Consider the following 24,080-nt stretch of genomic DNA (forward strand, 5'->3'; position numbering starts at 1 on the left):
CCACCGCGAAACGGCGGGTTGCGGGATGCTGTCGATAACGTTCGTTCACATCCCCGGCCCTTCAGGCACGGGAGACGCATGTGGAGGCAGTGATGGGTGTGACCGGTCCTATCCGTGTGGTGGTGGCCAAGCCGGGCCTGGACGGCCATGATCGCGGGGCCAAGGTGATCGCGCGGGCGTTGCGCGACGCCGGTATGGAGGTCATCTACACCGGGCTCCACCAGACGCCGGAGCAGATCGTGGACACCGCGATCCAGGAGGACGCCGACGCGATCGGCCTCTCGATCCTCTCCGGCGCGCACAACACGCTCTTCGCCAAGGTGATCGAGCTGCTCAAGGAGCGCGAGGCGGAGGACATCAAGGTCTTCGGCGGCGGCATCATCCCGGAGGCGGACATCGCCCCGCTGAAGGAACAGGGCGTCGCGGCGATCTTCACCCCGGGTGCGACGACGGCGTCGATCGTCGACTGGGTCAACGCGAACGTCCGGCACCCCGCGGAGGCCTGACCCTTCCCACCACGAGGCAGCGGGCCGCTCGGTCCGGCTGCCCGGGGTGGTGGTCCCGGCCGCCCCGACCTCAGGCCGGGTGACGCCCGGACGCGGGTGACGGACCCGGGTGACGGCTGACTGACCCGCCCTCCCCAGCCGTGCACAGGTCCTGGTCCCTGCCCCGGCCCACGCGCAGACAGTCCGGTGCACCGGCGGCGCCCCCGAACCGGAGTCCGTCGAGCGAGCCCGGAATCCGTCGGACGAACCCGGAGTCTGTCGGACGAACCTGGAGTCCGTCGAGCAATACCCGGAGTCCGGCGCACCCTCAGTCCGGTATCAGCTCCACGTCCATCGTCGCGCGCAGCCGCAATGTGGAGACCAGCCGTTGGAACGCCTCCGACCAATAGCCGTTCGCGCCGGGTGAGGCGTTCTCCGGTTCGTCCGGGGTGGTGGTGAGGATTTCGAGACGGTCCGCCTCGGCCGGGTTCAGGCAGCGCTCGGCGAGGCCCATCACACCGCTGAAGCTCCAGGGGTAGCTGCCCGCGTCCCGGGCGATGTCCAGGGCGTCGACGACCGAGCGGCCGAGTGGCTCGGCCCATGGAGTGGGGCAGACCCCGAGCAGCTGGAACGCCTCGGACAGCCCGTGCGCCGCGATGAAGCCGGCCACCCATGCGCTCCGTTCGGGCGCGGGAAGTACCGCGAGAAGCTTCGACCGCTCGGCGAGCGACGCCGTACCGGGGCCGTTCGACGGGGGGACGGAGGGGGAGCCGAGCAGTGCGCGCGCCCACCGCGGATCCCGCTGCCGCACTGCTGCCCGGCACCATGCCGCGTGGAGTTCCTCCGCCCAGCCGTCGGCCACCGGCAGGGCGACCACTTCCTGTGCGGTACGGCGACCGAATCGCACCGGCCAGGTGGCGAGCGGTGTGGCCTCCACCAACTGGCCCAGCCACCACGACCGTTCGCCCCGCCCGGACGGCGGCACCGCCACCACGCCGTCGCGCTCCATCGCCGCGTCGCACTCGTGCGGGGCCTCCACGGCGACGGAGGCGGCGTCACCTGTGAGGTCCGGACTCACACAGGACATCGCGCGGGCCGCCATCCGTCCGGCGAACGCCGACTCCGGCAGCGCGGACAGCAGTTCGGCCGCAGTCGAGCGGACATTGCGGCTGCGGTCGGAGAGGGCCTGTTCCAGGAAGGACTCGTCCACCGCGGACAGTCCGGTGCGCAGAGAATCGAGGAACATCAGCCGGTCCTCGGCGCGCTCGGTCGTCCACGTGGTGGCGAGCAGCGCGAGCGCTTCGGCCGGATCGTGCGAGCGCACGGCTCCGAGCAGGGCGACCCGTTCGGCGAAGAGGCCCTCCTGCCAGAGCCGGGAGACCGCTTCCGGATCGGTGACGTCGGGCAGCGACGAGCCGCCGGGGGAGCCGCGCAGCGCGAACTTCCACTCGGGGTTCAGTCCGGCCAGCCACAACCCGCGCGGTCCCGCGAAGGCCAGTGCCTGAGGCCGCAGATCGGTGCGGGACCGGGCCGCGTCCAGCAGGGGCGGGAGCAGTGCGGGCGGTGCCCCGTAGCCGTTTCGGTTGGCGGTGGCCAGCCACTGCGGGATCAGCTCCGTGAGATCAGGGGCCGTGCCGCGCCGGCCGCCCGAACCGCCCGATGCCGAACGGTCCGTGAGGAGTTGGGCCAGCCTGCGCCGGGCGGCCGGGGGCAGCGGCGGGCGGGGATCGGCGGGCGCCGGGCGGGGGCGGGCGGCCGCGGTGGCGGGCAGCAGCCCCGCTCTGCGCCGCACGGTGTGGAGCGCCGCCGCGTCCAGCAGTCCGACCGGCCCGCCCCCTCCCTCCGGGGGGCGGCGGTCGGTGCCGAGCAGCGCCAAGGTGACGAGTTCTTCCCATGGCACGGCGGAGACGGTCGGTGGCATGGCTGTGGTGGTGCGGGGTGTGGCTTTCGTGGTGCGAGGCATGGGTCTCCCTTCGAATCCGATGTCAGATGAGCGGCACGGTTTCGGACGTCGTTGCGGCGCTGCTGATTTCGGCGCCGTCGGTCTCGGCACCGTCGCCATCCGCGTCCGTGGACCAGGCCGTGAGCGGGTCGAAGCCGCGGTGGCCGCATGTGCCGAAGACCGTGACCGGGGAGCCGCCGGAGAGCGCGACGAGCTTCCACAGGCCGGGCCGGGACAGCGCCGCCGGGGTGAGGGGCAGGGCTGCGTCCCCCGCCGCGTCCACCAGTTGCCAGCCGTCCCCGGACGGCACGGGTATGACCTCGCGCAGCGTCACCGGCCAGGAGTCCAGCCAGGGATCGTTCCGAAGCGCGTCCCCGTACGCACCGATCGCGGCCGCCACCGTGCCACCTGTCGGTGGCGCACCGGCCGATGACGGGACACCGAACTGCCGACCCAGCTCCGCCCGCAACTGGCCGGCGCCCGGAAAGGGCGTGACCTCGGCGTCGATCGTGACGCCCACCGGCAGTGCCAGACCGGGGGAGCGCCCGGCCGCCCCGAAGGAGAGCAGCAGCGCCACACGGCCCGAGTCCTTCCCGTACAGCCAGATCCGGCGCGTGACGAGCTTGCCGTCCAGGGTGTCGTACTGGGCGAGGACCAGCCAGTGGTCGCGGACCGACGGGCCCTCGGCGACGGCGGTCAGCCCCACCCGTGTGCGGACCGTGGCCGCCAGTGGCTCCGGCAGCCGGTCGATGCGCAGCCACGCGCTGTCCAGCAGATGGAGCAGCGCGCACTCCTCCAGCAGACGCACCGGCCAGCCCGGCCCGGACGCCGGGACGGCACCCAATTCCCTTACCCGTGAGGCCAGTCCGGGAGCCTGGGCGTCGACCATGCGGGCGGCCGTCTCCTCCCACAGCCCGTACCCCGACTGATCGGCCGCCGCCAGACCGCCGCGCAGCAGATCCCCCAGTCGCCGCTCCAGCTCCTGCGCACCGCCGGTGATCCGTTCGGCCCGGCGCTCGGCGCGCCGCCGGACGGCCTCCGGATCGGCCGGGCCGGTGGCCGGGGCGCCGCCGGCCGCAGCCCCGGCATTCCCCCCGCTCTTCTCCGCCACGCGCCTGCGACGGCCCGTCAGCCACTCACCGGCCCAGTCCGGGACCTCGCCTGCGGGCAGGGCCGATTCGCCGGACGCCCAGACCAGCAGCAGGCCCAGTGCGTGCTTGCACGGGAACTTCCGGCTGGGACAACTGCACTTGTATGCAGGGCCGGTGGTGTCGACCACCGTCTGATACGGCTTGCTTCCGCTTCCTCTGCACAGCCCCCACACCGCACCCGAACCGTCACACCCGGCGCCCGACCACGGACCGGCCGAACCGAGCTTGCTCCCCGCCTTGCGTGATGCCTCGTCAGGAGCCAGGGCCAGGACCTGCTCCACTGTCCAGCGCGCCGCCGGGTCGGCCGCGTGCAAGGGTTCTCCCCCGTGAGATAGCAGCATGGGAACGACGGTAGAGCGCGCCACTGACAATCGTTCTGACCTGCTGATTCGTCGTCATGCACGCGACTTGACTTTACTCTCTCTTTGCGATTCGCTGCGAGCTTTGACACTCGGATCCGGGGGGATCGACCGATGAGCTGCACCGTCCGCAACATCCGTGACGTCGGCGCCGTGCGTGCCGCCGTCCGCGCAGCCGTCGTCCTCGGCCTCGCCATGGGCCTCGGCGCCTGCTCCGAGGCCGTCGACCAGGTGGACAAGGCCGTGGACGAGACCTACGAAGTCACCTACGAGGTCACCGGCACGAACGTCGACGAGATCCAGTTCCACGGGGGCGGGGGCAAGGCCATGGAGCCGAAGATCGAGACGGTCGAGTCGCCCACCCTGCCGTGGCGGAAGACCGTCACGCTGCGCGGAATCATGCCTCCTGCCGTCATGCCGGTCGCCCTGGACGAGGACGGCGCCGAGGTCGCCTGCTCGATCACGTACAAGGGCAAGGTCATCAAGAAGGCCGAGGGCGAGGGCCTCCTCACCGCGGGCGGCTGCGTGGCGGTCTCGCCGGTGACGGGCTGAACTCCTCCCCGAAGCGGCTGAATCGGTCCTGACCTGCGGTCGGGGCCGATTGTCAGTGCCATGGTGCACGGTGGGAACCACATCAGGTCGACCGATCTGGAGGGGGATCCATGACCGTGTCCGAAACCACCGCAGCCGTTGCCGCGCAGGCGCTGCGACCGCATGCCGAGGACGCCTTCGCCCATGAGCTGAAGGCCCTCGCCGCGGCCGACGACCGCCCGCGGCCCGCCCGTTGGCAGCTCTCCCCGTGGGCCGTCGCCACGTACCTGCTCGGCGGCACCCTGCCCGACGGCACGGTGATCACACCCAAGTACGTCGGTCCGCGCCGCCTCGTCGAAGTCGCCGTGACCACGCTCGCCACCGACCGGGCCCTGCTGCTCCTCGGCGTTCCCGGCACCGCCAAGACCTGGGTCTCCGAGCATCTCGCCGCCGCCGTCAGCGGTGACTCGACGCTGCTCGTCCAGGGCACCGCCGGCACCCCGGAGGAGGCCGTCCGCTACGGCTGGAACTACGCGCAACTGCTCGCGCACGGGCCCAGCCGGGACGCCCTGGTGCCCAGCCCGCTCATGCGCGCCATGTCCGGTGGCATGACCGCGCGGATCGAGGAGCTCACCCGAATCCCCGCCGATGTGCAGGACTCGCTCATCACGATCCTGTCGGAGAAGACCCTCCCCGTCCCGGAACTCGGGCAGGAGGTCCAGGCGGTCCGCGGGTTCAACGTCATCGCCACCGCCAACGACCGCGACCGCGGGGTCAACGAGCTGTCCAGCGCGTTGCGCCGCCGGTTCAACACCGTCGTGCTTCCGTTGCCGGCCACCCCCGAGGCGGAGGTCGACATCGTGTCCCGGCGCGTCGACCAGATCGGGCGGTCGCTCGACCTCCCGGCCGCACCCGACGGCTTGGCCGAGATCCGGCGTGTCGTCACGGTCTTTCGCGAACTGCGCGACGGCGTCACCGCCGACGGGCGTACCAAACTCAAATCGCCCTCGGGGACGCTTTCGACGGCCGAGGCGATCTCCGTCGTCACCAACGGCCTCGCGTTGGCCGCACACTTCGGCGACGGGGTGCTGCGCCCCGGTGACGTGGCGGCGGGCATCCTCGGCGCGGTCGTCCGCGACCCCGCGGCCGACCGAGTGGTCTGGCAGGAGTACCTGGAGACCGTGGTCCGTGAGCGGGACGGGTGGAAGGACTTCTACCGCGCCTGCCGCGAGGTGTCCGCATGACCCCGGCCGCGCGTCCTGCCGGACCGCTGCTGCTGGGCGTGCGACACCACGGGCCCGGCTCGGCCAGAGCCGTCCGCGCGGCCCTGGAAGCCGCTCGTCCGGGGGCCGTGCTCATCGAGGGGCCCCCGGAGGGTGACGCACTGCTGCCGCTGGCCGCCGACGAGCAGATGCGGCCCCCGGTGGCGCTTCTCGCCCACGCCGTGGACGACCCCGGGCAGGCGGCGTTCTGGCCGCTGGCCGCGTTCTCGCCCGAGTGGGTCGCGATCCGCTGGGCGCTGGCGCACGACGTGCCGGTCCGTTTCATCGACCTGCCCGCCGCCAACTCCCTGGCCATGACACAGACGGAGGAGCGCCGAGCGGGCCACGAGGGGGACGGGAACGAGGACGGGGCCGAGGACGGGAACGGAGGCGGGAAGGGGGCGGCGGACGGGGACGCGGACCCGGGGGCGGGCGCGGGCGGCCCGCCCGTACCCGCACCGGTCGACCCCATCGGAGTGCTGGCCGGGACGGCGGGTTACGACGATCCGGAGCGCTGGTGGGAGGACGTCGTCGAACACCGCGCCCGGGACGGCGAGGACACCGATCCGCGGGCACCGTTCGCCGCGCTCGCCGAGGCGATGACCGCGCTGCGCGAGGTGTACGGAGACGGCGGTCATCCCCGTGACACCGTCCGGGAGGCGTACATGCGTCTCCAACTGCGCAAGGCGGTGAAGGAGTTCGGCGAGGACGTCGCGGTCGTCTGCGGCGCCTGGCACGTGCCCGCGCTCGGCGCGAAGACCACGCTCGCCGCCGACCGGGCCCTGCTCAAGGGGCTGCCCAAGGTCAAGGCCGAGCTGACCTGGGTCCCCTGGTCGCACCGCCGGCTCGCCCGGCACAGCGGATACGGGGCGGGCATCGACTCACCCGGCTGGTACGGACACCTCTTCGACGCCGCCGACCGTCCGATCGAACGGTGGATGACCAAGGTCGCCGGGCTCTTTCGCGACGAGGACCGGTTCGTCTCGTCCGCCCATGTCATCGAGGCCGTCCGGCTCGCCGAGACCCTCGCTGTCATGCGGGGCCGCCCGCTCCCGGGTCTGGGCGAGACGACCGACGCGATCAGGGCCGTGATGTGCGAAGGCTCCGATGTGCCGCTCGCGCTCGTGCAGGACCGGTTGATCGTCGGCGAGACACTCGGTGAAGTGCCGGACACCGCCCCCGCCGTGCCCCTGCAACGCGACCTCACCCGACAGCAGCGCACGCTCCGGCTCAAACCGGAGGCGCTGGAGCGGGAGTTGGAGCTCGACCTGCGCAAGGACACCGACGCGGCCCGCAGCCGGCTGCTCCACCGGCTGCGGATCCTCGCCGTCGGCTGGGGCGAGCCCGTCACCGGCCGGGCGAGCACCGGCACGTTCCGGGAGAGCTGGCGGCTGCGCTGGGAACCCGAGCTGTACGTACGCGTCGCGGAGGCCGGGACCTGGGGCACCACCGTGCTCTCCGCCGCGACCGCCAGGGCCGAGTCCCAGGCCGCTTCGGCGACCACGCTCGCCGAGGTCACCGCACTGGCCGAGCACTGCCTCCTCGCGGAACTGGCCGACGCGCTCCCCGTGGTGATGAGAGCCCTCGCCGACCGTGCCGCGCTCGACGCCGACGTCGGCCATCTCGCCGACGCCCTTCCCGCGCTGGCCCGCACCCTGCGCTACGGCGATGTGCGGTCCACGGACACGGCGGCGCTCGGCGGGGTCGCGGCCGGGCTCGCCGAACGGATCTGCGTCGGACTGCCGCCCGCGTGCACCGGACTCGATGCCGACGGTGCCGCCGAACTGCGCCGCCGGGTGGACGGGGTCCACTCCGCGATCGGGCTGCTCGCCGGGGGCGATCGGGCGGATGCCGACGGGGCCGGGCTGCGTGCGCGCTGGACCGCCGTACTGCGCAGACTGGCCGCCCGCGACACGGTCGCGGGCGTCATCCGGGGCCGTGCGGCCCGACTGCTGCTCGACGAAGGACAGCTCGCGGAGGACGACGCGGCACGGCTGATGGGCCTGGCCCTCTCGCCCGGCACACCCCCGGCCGAGGCCGCCGCCTGGATCGAGGGGTTCGTCGGCGGGGCCGCCGGGGGCGGCATGCTCCTCGTCCACGACGAGCGGCTGCTCGGCCTGGTCGACGCCTGGCTCATCGGCGTTCCCGCCGACACCTTCGCCGATGTACTGCCCCTGCTGCGCCGCACCTTCTCGGCGTACGAGGCGGGCGTACGGCGCACGCTGGGCGAGCTGGTACGGCGCGGTCCGGCCACCGGGGGGCCGGCGACCACCGGCACCGGCCCCGGTACGACGGCACCCGGCTTCGGCCCCGGACTCGACACGGACCGGGCCGATGCGGTGGTCCCGGTGCTGCGCCTGATGCTCGGCCTGGACACCGGCACCGGCACCGGCACCGGTCCGGACCCGGGCGGCGTCGGCCCGGACGAGGGGAACGAGGGGCACGACAGAGTCGAGAACGCCAAGGAGCCACTGGGGGCGACAGGATGACCACGGACACGGCCGGCACCGCACCGCATCCGGCCCACGGATCGCCGTCCGGCCCGGCGAACGACGAACGGCTGCGCCGGTGGCGGCTGGTCCTGGGCGGCGACAGCGCCCAGAGCACCGGCTGCACTCCCACCGGACGCGACGCCGCGATGGACGGCGCACTCAGCGCGCTGTACGGCGGTGGGGGGAGTCCCGGTGGCCGGGGCGGGAACAGCCGCTCGGCGGGGCTCGGAGCCTCCGCCCCCTCGGTGGCGCGTTGGCTCGGAGACATCCGCACGTACTTCCCCAGCTCCGTGGTCCAGGTCATGCAGCGTGACGCGATCGACCGGCTCGGGCTCTCCGCCCTGCTTCTCGAACCGGAGATGCTGGAGGCCGTCGAGGCGGACGTCCACCTCGTCGGAACGCTCCTCTCGCTCAACAAGGCCATGCCCGAGACGACGAAGGAGACCGCAAGAGCCGTCGTGCGCAAGGTCGTCGACGATCTGGAGAAGCGGCTGGCCACCCGTACCCGGGCCACACTCACCGGCGCGCTGGACCGCTCGGCCAGGATCAACCGCCCGCGCCACCACGACATCGACTGGGACCGCACCATCCGGGCCAACCTCAAGAACTACCTCCCCGAGTACGGCACCGTCGTCCCCGAGCGGCTCATCGGCTACGGACGGGCCGCGCAGTCCGTGAAGAAGGACGTCATCCTCTGCATCGACCAGTCCGGGTCGATGGCGGCCTCGGTCGTCTACGCCTCCGTCTTCGGCGCGGTGCTCGCCTCCATGCGCACCCTGCGCACCAGGCTCGTCGTCTTCGACACGGCCGTGGTCGACCTCACCGACCAGCTCGACGACCCCGTCGACGTACTCTTCGGCACCCAGCTCGGCGGCGGGACCGACATCAACCGGGCGCTCGCCTACTGCCAGTCGAAGGTCACCCGCCCCGCCGACACCGTCGTCGTGCTCATCAGCGACCTCTACGAGGGCGGTATACGCGACGAGATGCTGAAGCGGGTCGCCGCGATGAAGGCCTCCGGCGTGCAGTTCGTGACGCTGCTCGCGTTGTCCGACGAGGGTGCGCCCGCCTACGACCACGACCACGCGGCGGCCCTCGCGGCCCTGGGCGCACCCGCGTTCGCATGCACCCCGGATCTCTTCCCGGAGGTGATGGCGGCGGCGATCGAGAAGAGGCCGCTGCCCGTACCGGACAAGGAGATCGTTCAGTGACGAGTGGCGGCACCGACGCGGGGCCGGCACGACCGCCGAGCCGGCCGACCGGGCCGAGCCGGTCCGGCACGAGGGGACCGGGTGCCGAACACGGTCGAGGCCGCGGTCCCCGGCATGCTCCATGACGCCGCCGGCCGGCCCGGCGCAGGATCCAGCGGACCCTTCCCGTTCGAGCGGGGCAGCCGGGACCGGCTGCCCCTGAACCACCCGACTGGCTGGTCCAGGCGCCCTTCCCCGCAGACATCGCATCCGCGCCGTTCTGTCCACTGCGACCCGGCCACGGACCGGATCTGTGACCGTAATCACCGCTCAGGTGCGATCTGCGATTTAGGGTCCGGCGGAGCGCGGGGATAACCTGCGAGATGGACATGCCGCGTACCCGGGGTCACTGTGTGCGCCTTCCTGGTGACAGAGAAGTCACGTTGCCCCTCGCGGCACGCCCACGCAGATAACGAACCGCGAGACCATTTGATTAAGGGACGGACGCGCGTGGACCTGTTCGAGTACCAGGCGAGGGACCTCTTCGCCAAGCACGGTGTACCGGTGCTGGCCGGTGAAGTCATCGACACGCCTGAGGCAGCCCGCGAGGCGACCGAGCGGCTGGGCGGCAAGTCGGTCGTCAAGGCGCAGGTGAAGGTCGGCGGCCGCGGCAAGGCCGGCGGCGTCAAGCTGGCCGCCACCCCCGACGAGGCGGTCGCCCGCGCGACCGACATCCTCGGCATGGACATCAAGGGCCACACGGTCCACAAGGTGATGATCGCCGAGACCGCGCCGGAGATTCTTGAGGAGTACTACGTCTCGTACCTCCTCGACCGCACCAACCGCACCTTCCTGGCCATGGCCTCGGTGCAGGGCGGCATGGACATCGAGGAGGTCGCGGCGAAGACCCCCGAGGCCCTCGCGAAGGTTCCGGTCGACTCCAACACCGGTGTCACGATCGAGAAGGCCCGCGAGATCGTCGCCCAGGCGAAGTTCCCGGGCGAGGTGGCCGAGAAGGTCGCCGAGGTCATGGTGACGCTGTGGGACACCTTCGTCGCCGAGGACGCGCTCCTCGTCGAGGTCAACCCGCTCGCCAAGGTCGCCTCCGGCGACGTCCTGGCGCTGGACGGCAAGGTGTCTCTCGATGAGAACGCCGACTTCCGTCAGCCCGAGCACGAGGCCCTTGAGGACAAGGCCGCAGCCAACCCGCTCGAGGCTGCCGCCAAGGCCAAGAACCTCAACTACGTCAAGCTGGACGGCGAGGTCGGCATCATCGGCAACGGCGCCGGTCTGGTCATGTCGACCCTGGACGTCGTCGCGTACGCCGGTGAGAACCACGGCAACGTGAAGCCCGCCAACTTCCTCGACATCGGTGGCGGCGCCTCCGCCGAGGTCATGGCGAACGGCCTGGAGATCATCCTCGGCGACCCGGACGTCAAGTCCGTCTTCGTCAACGTCTTCGGCGGCATCACCGCGTGTGACGAGGTCGCCAACGGCATCGTCCAGGCGCTTGCGCTGCTCAAGTCCAAGGGCGAAGAAGTCACCAAGCCGCTGGTCGTGCGCCTCGACGGCAACAACGCGGAGCTGGGTCGCAAGATCCTTTCCGACGCCAACCACCCGCTCGTTCAGCGCGTGGACACCATGGACGGCGCGGCCGACAAGGCCGCCGAGCTCGCCGCGGCTGCGAAGTAAGGGACGAGGGACTCCAACACCATGGCTATCTTCCTCACCAAGGACAGCAAGGTCATCGTCCAGGGGATGACCGGTGCCACCGGCATGAAGCACACCAAGCTCATGCTCGGTGACGGCACCAACGTCGTCGGCGGCGTGAACCCGCGCAAGGCCGGCACGTCCGTCGACTTCGACGGCAACGAGGTACCCGTGTTCGGGACCGTCGCCGAGGCGATGGAGAAGACCGGCGCGAACGTGTCGGTTCTCTTCGTGCCGCCGGCCTTCGCCAAGGCCGCCGTCGTCGAAGCGATCGACGCCGAGATCCCGCTCGCCGTCGTGATCACCGAGGGCATCGCCGTCCACGACTCCGCCGCCTTCTGGGCGTACGCGGGCTCGAAGGGCAACAAGACCCGGATCATCGGCCCGAACTGCCCCGGTCTGATCACCCCCGGTCAGTCCAACGCCGGCATCATCCCGGGCGACATCACCAAGCCCGGCCGCATCGGTCTCGTGTCCAAGTCCGGCACGCTGACCTACCAGATGATGTACGAGCTCCGTGACATCGGTTTCTCCTCCGCCGTCGGCATCGGTGGCGACCCGGTCATCGGCACGACGCACATCGACGCCCTCGCGGCGTTCGAGGCCGACCCCGAGACCGACCTGATCGTGATGATCGGCGAGATCGGCGGCGACGCCGAGGAGCGTGCGGCCGACTTCATCAAGGCCAACGTCACCAAGCCGGTCGTCGGTTACGTCGCGGGCTTCACCGCCCCCGAGGGCAAGACCATGGGCCACGCCGGCGCCATCGTCTCCGGCTCCTCCGGCACCGCGCAGGCGAAGAAGGAGGCCCTTGAGGCCGCCGGCGTCAAGGTCGGCAAGACGCCGACCGAGACCGCCAAGCTGGCGCGCGAGATCCTCGGCGCCTGATCGCTCCACCACGTCGGAGCAGCACCGCAGTATCGCGTCACCGCACAGACGTCGTGGGCCCGTACCCCTGCACAGGGATACGGGCCCGCGACGTTTTCCGCTGTCCGCCGCCCCTCGCGCGGCCCGCCGGTTCGCGGGTTCAGCCGCCCCGGGGGACCAGTCGGCCCGGACCCTGCACGAGTTCGCCGTGCAACTGCTTCTGCAGCTCCAGGTCCTGCGGCGTCAGCTTCTGCGGGCCGCTGCGTGGCGGCACCCCGCCGACCTGCTGAGCGGGTGACTCCGGGGTCTCGTACCGCGTCGGGGCCGTCGCCAGGGTGAACAGCGTCAGACCGATGATCAGCGCGGTGAAGGAAACGGTCGCCCTGGTCCACAGTTGGGCCCTGCGCTCGCTGTTCGTACGGATCACGTCCGGCGAGGGGAGCTGGGCGGGGGCCTGGGTCCGGGCGAGCGCGCCGAGCCGTTCGTGCAGGAGCGCCGACTGCTCGCCGGACGACGAGGGTTCCGCCAGCTCGGGCAGCCGCTCGGCGACCGCGGCACGGGCGTTCATCAGCCTGCTCGCCGCCGCCGGGGTGCTGGCTTCCGTCTCCGCGGCGGTCTCCGGCAGGTCCAGGCCGACACCGTCGTACAGCAGCAGGGTCCGACGGTACGACGGCGGCAGGGCGAGCAGCGCGTCGAACAGCGCGCGCGCACCGGGTTCGGCGGGCGGCGGGTCGAAGCGGCGGTGCGTGCGGCGCAACCGGTGCCAGGGCGATGTCGCGTACTCGTACGCGGCGGCGCGCACCCAGCCGACCGGATCGCGATCCACCGCGACCTCGGGCCAGCGTTCCCAGGCCCGCGCGAAGGCCCGCGCGACGGATTCCTGGGAGAGGCCGCTGCGCCCGGTCAGGAGGAACGTCTGGTGCAGAAGGGCGGCGGCGCAATGTGCGTGGAGAGCGTCGAAAGCCTCGGCTGCCGCTCCGGGCGCCACAGCCGCCTCGGGCGCCTCATCGGCTCCGGGTGCTTCAGGCGCGATGTGGGCGGCAGGTGCCGCCGGCACCGCGGATGCGTCGCCCGCGCCCCTGGACGAGCCGAACGAGCCGAACGAGCCGGACGCGCCGGGTGTGCCCGATGTGCCGGACGAGCCGGGCGGATCGGGGGTGGTGCCGGGCTCGGTCGGGGCCATGGCGGTGCTCCCGGTGGCTTCGACGGGGGTCGGCGGGCGGGACGATTGAGGGGACGGCGGAGGGGGCGTCACCGGCTTGGACAGTCTCCCGACCGTCGTCGGCGTCACCGGTCGGGCCGCTCGTTTGGCGGCGGCCTTCGGCCGGGTACTCGGGGCGGTGGGCTTGGTCCGGGTACCCGCGGGCGTGGCCTGAGAGCCTGTCCGGCCCCCGCCGATCAGCCTGGCGTACGCCTCTCGCCTGCGCCCCTGGGGCGCGGTGCGGCCCCTTTCCCAGTCCCGCACCGTGGCCCGGGTGACGCCCATCGCCGTCGCGACCTGCTCTTCACTCAACGACTTCGCCTTACGCAGCCTGCGTCGCTCCTTGGGGGCGGGAAGCGGATGCGCGGTGGTCGCATCGGCCGAGCTCTGCGTCATGAATGCCCCCCCGAGGGCCTACGCCGGGTGGAAAAGTACATAAACGCATATTGAGCGACACAGCGGGTGTTCGCCTGTTACGCGGAATAAGCGCGTGTCGTTGGCAGCATGGCGGTGTGACCCAAGTGACCGAAGGCAGCCCCTCGTTGCCGGCCGAGCAGAGCAGGTCCGCCGTTCTGGCCTTCGCCTTCCTGCGTGGAGCGCTGGCCGCCGGACTGGGGCTGGGCGGGTTCACGGTGCTCGTCATGGTGCTGTGGATCAGCTCCCCGGCCCCCGACAACGGCCCCGGCGAGGCCCTTCACGCGTCGGCGGGACTCTGGCTGCTCGCCCACGGGGCGGAGCTGATCAGAGCCGACACGCTCAGCGGGGTCCCTGCCCCGGTCGGCCTCGTCCCGCTCCTGCTCGCCGTGATTCCGGTGTGGCTGGTGCACCGTGCGGCCCGGGACACCCTGGAGGTCGACGAGGGGCGTCAGGCACCCTCGGCGGCGAGCGCGTTCCTCCTGACCATCGGCGGATATCTGGTGGTCGGGACCGCTGTCGCGCTCTATGCGCGGGGCGGTTCGCTGTCCGTCCACGCGGGCTCGCTGCTCTTCCCTTCGGCCATTGTGGTGGCCGGTGCGGCGGCGGCCGGGGTCTGGACGGCCTCCGGGCGCCCCATCGGCCCGCCGCCGTCCTGGGCACCGGTGCGGGTGCACGAGGAGCTGGCGCGTACCCGGTTCAAGGAGCACGCCGACACGGTCGCCCGGTCGGCCGCTGCCGGGGTGGCGATGCTGCTCGGCGGCGGGGCGCTGCTGGTCGCGGTGTCGCTGGTCTGGCACGCGCAGCCGGCGCAGCAGTCGTTCATCCAGCTCTCCGGCGACTGGGCCGGCCGGGTCCCGGTGCTGCTGCTCGCGCTGGCCCTGGTGCCGAACGCGGCGGTCTGGGGCGCCGCCTACGGGCTCGGACCGGGCTTCGCCCTCGGTACGGCCTCCACGGTCACCCCGCTCGCTTTCACGGGGCGTCCGGCGCGGCCCGCCTTCCCGCTGCTCGCGGCGGTGCCGGACCAGGGCCCGGCGACCGTCCTGAACTGGGCGGCCGGGGCGGTGCCGGTCGCGGCCGGGCTGACGGTCGCCTGGTTCACGGTACGACGGGCCGCACCCGCCGACGCCGGACGGGAGGAGGCGTGGAGTCCGGGGGAGACCGCGCTGTCGGCCGGGCTGGGGGCGCTGGGGTGCGGGGTGGGCACGGCGGTGCTGGCCGGGGCCGCGGGGGGACCGCTGGGCACCGGGGCGCTGGCGGAGTTCGGCCCGGTGTGGTGGCTGACGGGCGCGGCGGCCCTGGCGTGGACGGCGGTGCTCGGTGTCCCCGGGGCGCTGCTGCTGCGGGCCTGGCGGCTGCGGGGGAGTGCCGGGGGGTGGTGGCGACGGGGTACGGAGCCGGTGACGGCGGCGGGGCAGGCGGTCGCCGGTCAGGAGTCTGCGGAGGTGCCCGAGCAACTGCCCGGAACGGGGGCGGCGCCGGTGCCCGTACGCCCCTTCAGGGGTGTGTCCCCCGCGGCGGCACCCCCTGCGGCCGGGAAGGACGAGGACTGCGAACCGTACGACTTCCTGCCGAGCGATCCCTGGCACGAACGGACGGCCCGGCCCGGGGACGCGGGGCCGTCCGTTCATTCCTGAGATGTCGTGCGGGGCCGGCGGGCGCCGGCGGGTGTCAGTTCTTGACGCCGAAGAAGGGCTCCAGCGGCTTCGGCAGCAGGTCGTTGCAGGCCAGTTGGCCGGACTTGGTCAGGGCGTCGTTCACGCAGGTGTAGTAGTCGCGGTAGACCAGCTGCACCGTGAACGTCGTCGCCACGATCGAGAGCGCGAGCAGCGCCGTCACCAGGCCGCTGACCGCAGCCGTGGTCTGCTGCCTGCCGTAGCCCGGAGCGGGGGCGCCGGGTGCGGATCCGGGCGCGGGGGGCGCCGGAACATGACCGGAACCGGAGCCCTGGAGGGGACCGGCGGCCGGGGGGCCGGACGGGGCGGCCGGCCCGGCCGCTCCGGTGGAGCCGCCCGGTGCGGGCGCGCCCTTCGGCTTGGCCCGGAGCGAGCTGATCGACCAGTACAGGGCGAGCGCGCCGAGCAGCAGGGCGATCTCCGGGAAGTCGAAGAGCGCGAAGAAGAAGGCCCACATGCCGCAGAGCAGTGCGTAGCGCGCGCGGCGCTGGGCGGGGTCGGTCGGGTCCCAGCGCAGTCCGCCCGGGCTGCCCTTGGGTCCACCCGGGCCGTTCGGCCCGTCCTGGCCTCCGGGGCGGCCGCCGAAGCCGCCGCTCTGGCGACCGGGCTGCCGGCTGCTCCACTGGCTGCCCCAGGCCGGCCGTTCGTCGGAGGAGCCGGCCTCGGGCGCCCCGTCGTCGTTGCCCCGGCCGCCGTTCCCGTCCCCGTTGCCGTTCCCGGCGTTCGAGGGGTGGCGGGGCTGCCAGGGCTGGTCGGGGCGATTCTCCGGCGGTGCGGCGAACGGGTTGTCGTCCGCGGGGCCCGTGGACCCCGACGCGCCGGAGGAAGAGGCAGGGCCCGTGGGGGACTGGCGCTCCCGCAGCAGTAGTGAGGTCCGCTCGGGCAGCGGGTGGCGGAAGGCGGTGCGGCGGCGTCGGTCCGGCATATGGTGAACGTCTTCCCCATCTCGTCATTTCCGCCCTGCGGACGGTTCCCTGTCCCCTGACGCTACCTCCCGGCCAGGAGGGGCCGAAAGCTGGGAGCGGCTGCGCCGGGCGGCCGGTAGCCGTCAACCGGGCGCTCCGGCGCTTCCCCATCGCTCCCGCCGCTCCCCGCGGCCGGCCCGCGGCCCCTCACCCCCGTCCCGCAGAGGGCCTGGGAGGTGCCGGTATCGTTGCTGACGGTCGGCTCGTTCGTAGAGTTCCCCGTATCGAGGGGTTCGGTTCATTCGTACGACCATACAAATCAGCGTCACTCTGCTTCACCACGCGAGAAAGGGCCCAGCCGTGGCCTCCCCGCCCCCCTCCGCCGCCCCGGCCCGCCTGGTCGTGCTGGTGTCCGGCTCAGGAACGAATCTCCAAGCCCTGCTCGACGCCATCGGTGACGATCCCGAGGGCTTCGGCGCGCAGGTCGTCGCGGTCGGCGCCGACCGCTGTGGCATTGTCGGCCTGGAGCGGGCGGAGCGCGCCGGGCTGCCGACCTTCGTGTGCAGGGTCAAGGACCACGCCACCCGCGAGGAGTGGGACGCGGCGCTGGCGGCCGCGACGGCCGAGCATCGCCCGGACCTCGTGGTGTCCGCGGGATTCATGAAGATCGTGGGCAAGGAGTTCCTCGCCCGGTTCGGCGGCCGGTTCATCAATACCCACCCCGCCCTGCTCCCCAGCTTTCCCGGTGCCCATGGGGTGCGTGACGCGCTCGCGTACGGCGTGAAGGTCACCGGGTGCACCGTCCACTTCGTCGACGACGGCGTCGACACCGGTCCGATCATCGCGCAGGGCGTGGTCGAGGTGACCGAAGCGGACACGGCGGAGGGCGAGGCAGCCCTCCATGAACGCATCAAGGAAGTCGAGCGCAAGCTGCTCGTCGAGGCCGTGGGGCGGCTCGCCCGCGACGGCTATCGCATTGAGGGACGAAAGGTTCATCTCGGTCATGTCGGTGAATAAGCCCATCCGCCGCGCCCTGGTCAGTGTCTACGACAAGACGGGGCTCGAAGACCTCGCCCGCGGTCTGCACGAGGCCGGTGTCGAGCTCGTCTCCACCGGCTCCACCGCCGGGCGGATCGCCGCCGCCGGAGTGCCGGTCACCAAGGTCGAGGAGCTCACCGGCTTCCCCGAGTGCCTCGACGGCCGCGTCAAGACGCTGCACCCGCGCGTCCACGCCGGCATCCTCGCCGACCTGCGCCTGGACGCCCACCGCGAGCAGCTCGCCGAGCTGGGTGTCGAGCCCTTCGACCTCGTCGTCGTGAACCTGTACCCGTTCAAGGAGACCGTCGCCTCCGGCGCCTCCGCCGACGAGTGCGTGGAGCAGATCGACATCGGCGGCCCCTCCATGGTCCGCGCCGCGGCCAAGAACCATCCGTCCGTGGCCGTCGTCACCAGCCCCGCGCGGTACGGCGACGTCCTCGCCGCAGTCAGGGCGGGCGGCTTCGATCTGACCGCCCGCAAGCGCCTGGCCGCCGAGGCGTTCCAGCACACCGCCGCGTACGACGTGGCGGTGGCCTCCTGGTTCGCGGACGACTACGCCGCCGCCGACGACTCGGGCTTCCCCGACTTCTTCGGTGCGACGTACGAGCGCAAGAACGTCCTGCGGTACGGCGAGAACCCGCACCAGCCCGCCGCGCTCTACACCTCCGGCACCGGCGGCCTGGCCGAGGCGGAGCAGCTGCACGGCAAGGAGATGTCGTACAACAACTACACGGACACCGACGCCGCGCGCCGGGCCGCGTACGACCACGCCGAGCCGTGCGTCGCGATCATCAAGCACGCCAACCCGTGCGGCATCGCGATCGCCGACGACGTCGCCGAGGCGCACCGCAACGCGCACGCCTGCGACCCGCTGTCGGCCTTCGGCGGCGTCATCGCCGTCAACCGTCCGGTGACCGTCGCCATGGCCGAGCAGGTCGCGGAGATCTTCACCGAGGTCATCGTCGCCCCGGCGTACGAGGACGGCGCGGTCGAGGTCCTGGCCCGGAAGAAGAACATCCGGGTGCTGCGCTGCCCCGACGCCCCGACCGCACCGGTCGAGGTGAAGCCGATCGACGGCGGCGCGCTGCTCCAGGTCACCGACCGCCTCCAGGCCGACGGCGACGACCCGGCCAACTGGACCCTCGCCACCGGCGAGGCCCTCTCGGAGGACGAGCTGAAGGAGCTCGCCTTCGCGTGGAAGGCCTGCCGCGCGGTCAAGTCCAACGCGATCCTGCTCGCCAAGGGCGGTGCCTCCGTCGGCGTCGGCATGGGGCAGGTCAACCGGGTCGACTCCGCGAAGCTGGCCGTCGAGCGGGCGGGCGAGGAGCGGGCGAGCGGCGCGTACGCCGCCTCCGACGCGTTCTTCCCGTTCCCGGACGGGCTGGAGATCCTCACCGCCGCCGGCATCAAGGCCGTGGCCCAGCCGGGGGGTTCGGTCCGCGACGAGCTGGTCGTCGAGGCCGCGAAGAAGGCGGGCGTGACGATGTACTTCACGGGTACGCGGCACTTCTTCCACTGACGGTTCCCCAGCGCGAAGGGCCGGAACTCCGTGCGGAGTTCCGGCCCTTCGTATGCGCGGCACGCCGGGCGTGCCGGATGCGCTACTTCTTGATCACCAGGGTGCCGGCGGCACGGTCGTGCCAGCCCTGCAGCTTCCCGGAGTTGTCGAAGAACGGCGAGAGGTAGACGAGGATGGCGCCGATGTAGCAGAGGAACGCGCCGACGATGGGAATGATGTAGCGGATGAAGCCGGAGCCGAGGCCCGGGTTCTGGCCGGTGTTCTCCTTCACGACACGCAGGCCGACGGCGAGCTTGCCCACGGTCGCGCCGACGAACGAGATCATCAGCCACTCGTAGAGCAGCGTGAAGACGGCGATCACAGCGATCCAGGTGAACATCACGGTGACGAAGCCGGCGCTGGCGTCATTCATGCACGAGGTGTAGTCCGCCGAGTTGGGATCGCAGTCCTTGGCGATGCCCACCGCGCCGGCCAGACCGATCCCCATGATGATGCTGAGGATGACGCCGATGACGACGCCGTCGATGGCGCGAGCGCCGAGGCGGCGTCCCATCGACGCGACCTGGACAGTGCCCAGGACCGGGACGTTTATGTACCCGTTGTTGGCCTGGAGCGTGCCCGGCGCCTGCTGCGGGTAGCCGTAACCCGGCTGACCCTGCTGCGGGTAGCCATAGCCGGGCTGGCCCTGCTGCGGGGGTACGCCCTGCGGCGGCTGTTGCGGGTGCCCGTAGCCGGGCTGGCCCTGCGGCTGCTGGCCGGGCTGCTGGCCGTAGGGGTTGTTCGAGTTCGGGTCGCCGAAGCTCATCTGGGCGTTCCTCCAACGTACGTGCGGGGACGAATGCGGCCGCGCGGAGGAAAGAAAACATCAGCGGTCCGCCCCCCGGTACTTCTGCGGCACTGCGTTCATCATCGTTATAAGCGGGACGTAAGTTTGTCCAGCGGGTATCGGTGGATGTTGCTCAAGTGCAACTTCGTGTCCACCCTCGGCGCCCGGAATTGGTATGCGGGCGGGGTCATCCGCGAGTATGGGGGCATGACTGCCCAGATTCTCGATGGCAAGGCCACCGCAGCCGCGATCAAGTCCGATCTCACCGTCCGCGTGGCGGCCCTCAAGGCGCAGGGCATCACCCCCGGCCTGGGAACCCTGCTCGTCGGGGACGACCCGGGCAGCCGGTGGTACGTGAACGGCAAGCACCGCGACTGCGCCCAGGTCGGCATCGGCTCGATCCAGCGCGAACTCCCCGACACCGCCACCCAGGAGGAGATCGAGGCCGTCGTACGGGAGCTCAACGCCAACCCCGAGTGCACGGGCTACATCGTGCAGCTTCCCCTCCCCAAGGGGATCGACACCAACCGCGTCCTGGAGCTGATGGATCCGGCCAAGGACGCCGACGGCCTCCACCCGATGAACCTCGGCCGTCTCGTGCTGAACGAGACGGGTCCGCTGCCCTGCACCCCGCAGGGTGTCGTCCAGCTGCTCCGCCACCACGACGTGGAGATCAACGGGGCGCACGTCGTGGTCGTCGGCCGCGGTGTGACCATCGGCCGCTCGATCCCGCTGCTGCTGACCCGCAAGTCGGAGAACGCCACCGTCACCCAGTGTCACACCGGTACGCGTGACCTCTCCGCGCAGCTCAGGCAGGCCGACATCATCGTCGCCGCCGCCGGTGTTCCGCACATCATCAAGCCCGAGGACGTGAAGCCGGGCGCGGCCGTGCTCGACGTCGGCGTCAGCCGGGACGAGCACGGCAAGATCGTCGGGGACGTCCACCCGGGCGTGGCCGAGGTCGCCGCCTGGATCTCCCCGAACCCGGGCGGCGTCGGCCCGATGACCCGCGCCCAGCTGCTCGTCAACGTGGTCGAGGCCGCCGAGCGCGACGCGGCCGCCGCGGTCTGAGCCGACCGACCCGATCCGGAAGGAACCCCATGGGTGCTGGTACGAGTCCGGCCGACCCGGCCGCCGAGGCGGACCGGACGTCTCCGGTGCCGTCGGACGCGGAGCTGCCCGCCGCCGGTGCGGCGGATGCGGCCGTGCCGGATCGGGCTGCGACCCGTGAGGGCGCCGCTTCGAAGGGCGCCGCCGCTGCAGGGGCAGTTGAAGAGGCGGCCGCTCGGGGCCCCGCGGACGTGGATGCGGACACCGGCGCGGACATGGATGCGGACGCTGATGTGAACGCTGATGTGAACGCGACCGCCGGCGCGGCGGTCGGTGCGGATGAGGGCTCGGAGCCGGAGTCCGGATCGGACTCCCGCACGGGCTCCGCCTCCGGTGCGAAGCAGGGCTCGGGCACCGGCTCCCGCTCGGGCTCCGGCGCCGACTCGGGCCGGGGCGAGGGTGCTCGTCCGCAGGCCGCCCCGCGCGAGGGGGCGCGTCCGTCGCGGAGGTTCCCCTCGCTCACCCGGGACACCGCACGCCCCGAGGGCGGTGGCCGTGCCGCGTCCGGGGACGCCCCCGCACCGGCCCGGCAGTGGCCCCTGCTCGCCGTGCTCTGCACGGCCGGGATCGGGTTGCTGATCGTGGCCGTCGACCCCTTCGCCGAGGCATTCAGGATCGGCACGATCCTGATCGGGGCGGCCCTCATCGGGGGCGCCGTGCTGCGGCTCGTGGTCCCGTCGGTGGGCATGCTGGCGGTCCGTTCCCGCTTCACCGACCTGGTGACGTACGGGCTGCTCGGCTTCCTCATCGTGATGCTCGCGCTGGTGGCGCAGCCCAAGCCGTGGCTGGACATGCCGTTCCTGGAGGACGCGGTCCACTTCACGATCCGCTGAGTCCGCCCGTTCGCCCGTTCGCCCGTTCGCCCGTTCGCCCGTCCGTCCGCACGGCCGCGCCGTTCGCGGACGGTGTCCGTCCCCTCCCCCGAGAAGGGACGGACACCCGAGGGCGGGGGGCCACCGGAGCGAAGTCGCGCCGGAATGTGGTGACTTGAGCGGCCTTGCCCCCGTCCTGACTTCAGCCTCGTCGACGGCGAAGACCAGTACAAGGGAGCCCTGTGGCCTGTGGCACGGAAGTGACCATTCCGCCACGGTGTGATCGTCCCGCAACGGTGTGTCCGGCATGACGATGACGAGAAGGCCCGCCATCGAGCGACCGCCTCCCGGGTGAGTGGATACGGCCGGGTGAGCGCTGTGTGACAGGTTGTGTGCGGTGCCACAGGGGGCAGGGGGGTCGGGAGGTTCCCGGTCGGATAGCCTGAACGCTGGATATCTCTTCACATCAAGATTCAGGGATGTCCAGCACCAGGGGCAGGGACCCCCACCGCCAGCTGTCTAACGGAGATCGCCATGACCCGCACTCCCGTGAATGTCACCGTGACCGGCGCAGCCGGCCAGATCGGCTACGCGCTGCTCTTCCGCATCGCCTCCGGCCACCTGCTCGGCCCGGACGTGCCGGTCAACCTGCGTCTCCTGGAAATCCCGCAGGGCCTGAAGGCCGCCGAGGGCACCGCGATGGAGCTCGACGACTGCGCCTTCCCGCTGCTGCGCAACATCGAGATCACCGACGACGCCAACGTCGGTTTCGCCGGTGCCAACGTCGCCCTGCTGGTCGGCGCCCGTCCGCGTACGAAGGGCATGGAGCGCGGCGACCTGCTGTCCGCCAACGGCGGCATCTTCAAGCCGCAGGGCAAGGCCATCAACGACAACGCCGCGGACGACATCAAGGTCCTCGTCGTCGGCAACCCGGCCAACACCAACGCGCTCATCGCGCAGGCCGCCGCTCCCGACGTACCGGCCGAGCGCTTCACCGCGATGACCCGCCTCGACCACAACCGCGCGATCTCGCAGCTGGCCGCCAAGACCGGTGCCGCCGTCTCCGACATCAAGAAGCTGACGATCTGGGGCAACCACTCGGCGACCCAGTACCCCGACGTCTTCCACGCGGAGGTCGCCGGCAAGAACGCCGCCGAGCTCGTCAACGACGAGGCGTGGCTGGCCGACACCTTCATCCCGACCGTCGCCAAGCGCGGCGCCGCGATCATCGAGGCCCGTGGCGCGTCCTCGGCCGCCTCCGCCGCCAACGCAGCCATCGACCACATCCACACCTGGGTCAACGGCACCGCCGCCGGCGACTGGACCTCCATGGGCATTCCGTCGGACGGCTCCTACGGCGTGCCCGAGGGCATCATCTCGTCCTTCCCGGTCACCACGAAGGACGGCAAGTACGAGATCGTCCAGGGCCTGGACATCAACGAGTTCTCCCGTACGCGCATCGACGCGTCCGTGCAGGAGCTCATCGAGGAGCGCGACGCGGTTCGCGAGCTCGGCCTGATCTGATCCGCCTGATCCGGTCCGCCCGGATCAGGTCCGTACGCCTGTTGACGCGTACCCCACCGCCCCCGGCAGCCGTCGCTGCCGGGGGCGGCCGCGTCAGGACGTACGGCCCCGGCCGGGCCTGACCCCGCACGGGCCTGACCCCGCGTGGCCGTCCTGGCGGGTCGGCGCACGGCCGGTCCATGAGGGCACCACCTGGCATGCGGCCGAACGCCGGGGCTCCCGCCCCTGACGCGCGGCCGAACCCCGGGCCGCCGGGCCGGCTACGCCGTGCGCAGCTCGTCCGCGATCTCGCGGACGGCCGCCATGGCCCGGCGCTGCAGCCCCGGACCGAAGGTGATCCGGGTGGCGCCCAGTCCGCCGAGCTCGCGCGGGGCCGGGCCGTCCGGCCGGGCCAGGGCGTTGAGCGGGCCGGGGACGGCGGCGGCCAGGCGCGGCAGGGCCTCGGGCGGGGCCGCGATCGGGTAGACGCAGTCCGCGCCCGCCGCCACGTACAGCAGGGCGCGGCGCACTGTCTCCGCCTCCCGGGCCGTGCCGTCGGGGACGCCGTGGAGGTATGTGTCGACGCGGGCGTTGACGAAGAGCCGGTCGCCCGCGACCGCCCGTACCTCGGCCAGCCGGTCCGCCTGCCGCCCGGCGTCGACGAGGGTGCCGTCGGCCGAGTCCTCCAGATTGCAGCCGACCGCTCCGGTGGCCAGGAGCCGTTCCACGAGCTCCTTCGGCGCCAGCCCGTAACCCCCCTCGATGTCCGCCGAGACCGGCACGTCGGCCGGGACGGCGCGCACGATCCTGGCCACGGCCGCGAACATCTCGGCGGCGGGCGTCGCCCCGTCCTCGTAGCCGAGTGACGCCGCGACCCCGGCGCTGGGGGTGGCGAGTGCCCGGAAGCCCGCCTCGGCGAAGACGCGTGCACTCGCCGCGTCCCACGGGCCGGGAAGGACCAGAGGATCCCCGGGGGCGCGGTCGTGGTGCAGGGCACGGAGGACGGATGCGGTCATGGCGGGGCTCCCGGGGCGGTGCGGCACAAGGGCGGGCAGGCAGGTGGGCGGGTTCGGGACGCGGCGGGCGT

The 24,080-nt window shown here is 72.2% G+C and carries 19 protein-coding genes; 13 read left to right on the forward strand and 6 right to left on the reverse strand.

Annotated elements, in window-relative coordinates:
• Positions 1 to 92: 92 nt before the first annotated feature.
• The gene (locus ABZ826_RS03895) at positions 93 to 506 is read left to right on the forward strand and encodes a cobalamin B12-binding domain-containing protein (protein WP_266748044.1); all 414 of its coding nucleotides are present in this window, start codon (positions 93 to 95) and stop codon (positions 504 to 506) included.
• 307 nt (positions 507 to 813) lie between these two features.
• Here ABZ826_RS03895 and ABZ826_RS03900 read toward each other — a convergent pair whose 3' ends face one another.
• Positions 814 to 2,448, reverse strand: a complete 1,635-nt coding sequence (locus ABZ826_RS03900) for a DUF5691 domain-containing protein (RefSeq protein WP_361441665.1) — start codon at positions 2,446 to 2,448, stop codon at positions 814 to 816.
• A 22-nt stretch (positions 2,449 to 2,470) separates the two neighbouring features.
• Positions 2,471 to 3,919 (reverse strand): SWIM zinc finger family protein, encoded by a 1,449-nt coding sequence (locus ABZ826_RS03905; protein WP_361441668.1) that lies wholly within the window; start codon positions 3,917 to 3,919, stop codon positions 2,471 to 2,473.
• 213 nt (positions 3,920 to 4,132) lie between these two features.
• On the opposite strand from ABZ826_RS03905, the gene ABZ826_RS03910 reads away from it, so the two are divergent.
• The 6 genes from ABZ826_RS03910 to sucD all read left to right on the forward strand — a co-directional run bounded on the left by ABZ826_RS03910 (position 4,133) and on the right by sucD (position 12,010).
• Positions 4,133 to 4,489, forward strand: a complete 357-nt coding sequence (locus ABZ826_RS03910; RefSeq protein WP_361441824.1) for a hypothetical protein — start codon at positions 4,133 to 4,135, stop codon at positions 4,487 to 4,489.
• 110 nt (positions 4,490 to 4,599) lie between these two features.
• Entirely contained in the window at positions 4,600 to 5,712 is a 1,113-nt protein-coding gene (locus ABZ826_RS03915; RefSeq protein ID WP_361441671.1) for an AAA family ATPase, read from the forward strand.
• Positions 5,709 to 8,219 (forward strand): DUF5682 family protein, encoded by a 2,511-nt coding sequence (locus ABZ826_RS03920; RefSeq protein WP_361441674.1) that lies wholly within the window; start codon positions 5,709 to 5,711, stop codon positions 8,217 to 8,219. The genes ABZ826_RS03915 and ABZ826_RS03920 overlap by 4 nt, the downstream gene beginning before the upstream one ends.
• Positions 8,216 to 9,433 (forward strand): VWA domain-containing protein, encoded by a 1,218-nt coding sequence (locus tag ABZ826_RS03925; protein WP_361441677.1) that lies wholly within the window; start codon positions 8,216 to 8,218, stop codon positions 9,431 to 9,433. Before ABZ826_RS03920 ends, ABZ826_RS03925 begins: the two co-directional genes overlap by 4 nt.
• 489 nt (positions 9,434 to 9,922) lie before the next feature.
• Positions 9,923 to 11,104, forward strand: coding sequence for an ADP-forming succinate--CoA ligase subunit beta (gene sucC, locus ABZ826_RS03930; protein WP_361441680.1), 1,182 nt, complete (start codon positions 9,923 to 9,925; stop codon positions 11,102 to 11,104).
• Positions 11,105 to 11,125: 21 nt separating this feature from the next.
• Complete coding sequence (gene sucD, locus ABZ826_RS03935) at positions 11,126 to 12,010, forward strand: succinate--CoA ligase subunit alpha (protein ID WP_361441683.1); 885 nt, start codon at positions 11,126 to 11,128, stop codon at positions 12,008 to 12,010.
• Positions 12,011 to 12,149: 139 nt separating this feature from the next.
• On the opposite strand, the gene ABZ826_RS03940 is transcribed toward sucD, so the two are convergent.
• Positions 12,150 to 13,586, reverse strand: a complete 1,437-nt coding sequence (locus ABZ826_RS03940; RefSeq protein WP_361441686.1) for a helix-turn-helix domain-containing protein — start codon at positions 13,584 to 13,586, stop codon at positions 12,150 to 12,152.
• Between the two features lie 125 nt (positions 13,587 to 13,711).
• On the opposite strand from ABZ826_RS03940, the gene ABZ826_RS03945 reads away from it, so the two are divergent.
• Positions 13,712 to 15,241 carry a DUF6350 family protein gene (locus tag ABZ826_RS03945; RefSeq protein ID WP_361441827.1) on the forward strand — a complete coding sequence of 510 codons (1,530 nt, stop codon included), beginning with the start codon at positions 13,712 to 13,714 and terminating at the stop codon, positions 15,239 to 15,241.
• 34 nt (positions 15,242 to 15,275) lie between these two features.
• Here ABZ826_RS03945 and ABZ826_RS03950 read toward each other — a convergent pair whose 3' ends face one another.
• Entirely contained in the window at positions 15,276 to 16,205 is a 930-nt protein-coding gene (locus tag ABZ826_RS03950; protein WP_361441689.1) for a hypothetical protein, read from the reverse strand.
• A 340-nt stretch (positions 16,206 to 16,545) separates the two neighbouring features.
• On the opposite strand from ABZ826_RS03950, the gene purN reads away from it, so the two are divergent.
• Both purN and purH read left to right on the forward strand, forming a co-directional pair.
• On the forward strand, positions 16,546 to 17,202 hold the full coding sequence (gene purN, locus ABZ826_RS03955; protein ID WP_361441692.1) for a phosphoribosylglycinamide formyltransferase: 657 nt from the start codon (positions 16,546 to 16,548) through the stop codon (positions 17,200 to 17,202).
• Positions 17,189 to 18,742 (forward strand): bifunctional phosphoribosylaminoimidazolecarboxamide formyltransferase/IMP cyclohydrolase, encoded by a 1,554-nt coding sequence (gene purH, locus ABZ826_RS03960; RefSeq protein ID WP_361441695.1) that lies wholly within the window; start codon positions 17,189 to 17,191, stop codon positions 18,740 to 18,742. Before purN ends, purH begins: the two co-directional genes overlap by 14 nt.
• Before the next feature lie 82 nt (positions 18,743 to 18,824).
• Here the strand turns inward: purH and ABZ826_RS03965 are convergent, their stop codons facing one another.
• On the reverse strand, positions 18,825 to 19,547 hold the full coding sequence (locus ABZ826_RS03965) for an RDD family protein (protein ID WP_361441698.1): 723 nt from the start codon (positions 19,545 to 19,547) through the stop codon (positions 18,825 to 18,827).
• A 228-nt stretch (positions 19,548 to 19,775) separates the two neighbouring features.
• On the opposite strand from ABZ826_RS03965, the gene ABZ826_RS03970 reads away from it, so the two are divergent.
• The 3 genes from ABZ826_RS03970 to ABZ826_RS03980 all read left to right on the forward strand — a co-directional run bounded on the left by ABZ826_RS03970 (position 19,776) and on the right by ABZ826_RS03980 (position 23,014).
• The gene (locus ABZ826_RS03970) at positions 19,776 to 20,639 is read left to right on the forward strand and encodes a bifunctional methylenetetrahydrofolate dehydrogenase/methenyltetrahydrofolate cyclohydrolase (protein WP_361441701.1); all 864 of its coding nucleotides are present in this window, start codon (positions 19,776 to 19,778) and stop codon (positions 20,637 to 20,639) included.
• Positions 20,640 to 20,668: 29 nt separating this feature from the next.
• Entirely contained in the window at positions 20,669 to 21,511 is an 843-nt protein-coding gene (locus tag ABZ826_RS03975; protein ID WP_361441704.1) for a DUF3017 domain-containing protein, read from the forward strand.
• 513 nt (positions 21,512 to 22,024) lie between these two features.
• The gene (locus tag ABZ826_RS03980) at positions 22,025 to 23,014 is read left to right on the forward strand and encodes a malate dehydrogenase (RefSeq protein ID WP_266358614.1); all 990 of its coding nucleotides are present in this window, start codon (positions 22,025 to 22,027) and stop codon (positions 23,012 to 23,014) included.
• A 260-nt stretch (positions 23,015 to 23,274) separates the two neighbouring features.
• Here the strand turns inward: ABZ826_RS03980 and ABZ826_RS03985 are convergent, their stop codons facing one another.
• Positions 23,275 to 24,009, reverse strand: a complete 735-nt coding sequence (locus ABZ826_RS03985; protein ID WP_361441707.1) for an isocitrate lyase/phosphoenolpyruvate mutase family protein — start codon at positions 24,007 to 24,009, stop codon at positions 23,275 to 23,277.
• Between the last annotated feature and the right edge of the window lie 71 nt (positions 24,010 to 24,080).

It is taken from the genome of Streptomyces sp. NPDC047515 (genome assembly GCF_040643055.1).
Taxonomy (GTDB): domain Bacteria; phylum Actinomycetota; class Actinomycetes; order Streptomycetales; family Streptomycetaceae; genus Streptomyces.